The sequence below is a fragment of the Chitinophaga sp. genome (assembly GCF_036566945.1).
In the GTDB taxonomy this organism is placed as follows: Bacteria; Bacteroidota; Bacteroidia; order Chitinophagales; family Chitinophagaceae; genus Chitinophaga.
Map to the genome: position 1 here is coordinate 1 of NZ_DATCVJ010000944.1, position 1,794 is coordinate 1,794.

The following is a 1,794-nucleotide window of genomic DNA, read 5'->3' on the forward strand; positions in this document are numbered from 1 at the left end:
CCTCCTGCTGGCGGGCGTGGCGTTGTCCGTGTCCGGAATGGCCCAGGTTATTAAAGTAAGGCAACCCGTTGAACCGATTATTGACTCTATTGTGTATCAAACCGAAAATGTGACCCTGATCTTCGACCGGAGCAATCTCCGTGATTATATGGTGAGTATGGATAGCACGCTCCGTAATGCCAGGTACAGCAACAAAGTATTTAACAGTGTACAGTTTACCCGCCTGAATGCGATTGATATGGGCAATCATTTCCGTAAAGCCTATTGTTATCTGGAAGATACCACCAATAAGGACTTCAGCTATAGTACGGGCAGAATGAACATGTTATGGGCCGAAGATGGTGGCATCATGTTACCGTACGTCGAAGAAATTCTGCCAGACCTGCTCGCGGCAGGAACCGTACGGGTAATAGACAGAAGCACCAAAGCGCTGCAGCCAGCTTATAAAATGATTGCAGAACCTATAGATGGGAATAACTACCGGGTATTCCGGTTAAACAGCGGCCGGGAAATTTTCAGAGAAAGTACGTTCCGGGTGGAGCAGTTAACAAGGAGATAAAAGCGTCTATCGATCAGAAAAAATAGCAAAAAACGGAAAATTCATACATTTTAGACATGGAAAATAAAAAATGCAGCAAAGATGAGTTCATTTCATCGTTGCTGCATTTTTCATTTCGGGCTATATTTCTTGCCCAAAGCTAAAAAAAGCAGCCTCCGTAGAGACTGCTTTTCTTCGTATTTAATTCCAGTTATCTGCTAGCTATAACAGAGCGCCTATTCGGCATCAAAGGTAGGCTCCTGTGGTTTTTCCGGACTGGCGTTGTAATCTCCGCCACCACGGTTACTGTCACGGTTGAAGTCGCGTCTGTCACCACCATCGCGGTTGAAGTCACGTCTGTCGCCGCCACCACGTCTGTCATCACCGCCACGTCTGTCGTCACGGGGACCACGTCTGTCGCCACCACCGCGTCTGTCATCTCCGCCACGTCTGTCGTCACGGAAATCACGTTCGCCACGCTCTTCGCGTTCTGGTCTTTCTACATAACCTTCTGGTTTAGGCATCAGCACCTTGCGGCTCAGCTTAAACTTACCGGTTTTAGGATCAGTACCAGTCAGCTTTACTTTTACTTTTTCGCCTTCTGTCAGCACACCTTCCATTGTTTCCAGGCGTTTCCAGGAAACTTCAGAGATGTGGAGTAAGCCCTGTTTACCAGGCATGAACTCAACAAAAGCACCGTAAGGCATGATGGATTTCACAACGGACTCATATACTTCACCTACTTCAGGTATAGCAATGATTCCTTTCACCCATGCAACTGCTTTATCCAGGCTTTCTTTCTGAGCAGAGAAGATGCTAACTTCACCGGTTTCACCAACTTCTTCGATGTTGATGGTAGTACCGGTTTCGCGTTGAATCTCCTGTATAATTTTACCACCGGGTCCGATTACAGCGCCGATAAATTCACGGTCGATAATAATCTTCTCCATGCGTGGTGCATGTGGTTTAGGTTCAGGACGTGCAGCAGGGAATGCTTCGTACATGGCTTCCACGATGTGTAAGCGACCTTTCTTAGCCTGAGCCAGAGCGGAGCGCATAACGTCCATGCTTAAACCATCTACTTTAATGTCCATCTGTATACCCACAATACCATCACGGGTACCGGTTACTTTGAAGTCCATATCACCCAGGTGATCTTCATCACCAAGGATATCGGTTAATACCGCCCATTTACCATCGGAAGCGCGGGAGATAAGCCCCATTGCCACACCGGAAACGTGTTTAGGCAAAGGTAC

At 47.4% G+C, this 1,794-nt stretch carries 2 protein-coding genes; one reads left to right on the forward strand and one right to left on the reverse strand.

What is annotated here, in order from left to right; all coding sequences use genetic code 11:
• Positions 1 to 559, forward strand: a 559-nt coding sequence (locus VIP81_RS28315; RefSeq protein WP_331969521.1) for a hypothetical protein, incomplete at its 5' end; no start/stop codon positions are given.
• A gap of 215 nt (positions 560 to 774) precedes the next feature.
• Here the strand turns inward: VIP81_RS28315 and VIP81_RS28320 are convergent.
• On the reverse strand, positions 775 to 1,794 hold a 1,020-nt coding region (locus VIP81_RS28320; RefSeq protein WP_331969524.1), incomplete at its 5' end, for a S1 RNA-binding domain-containing protein.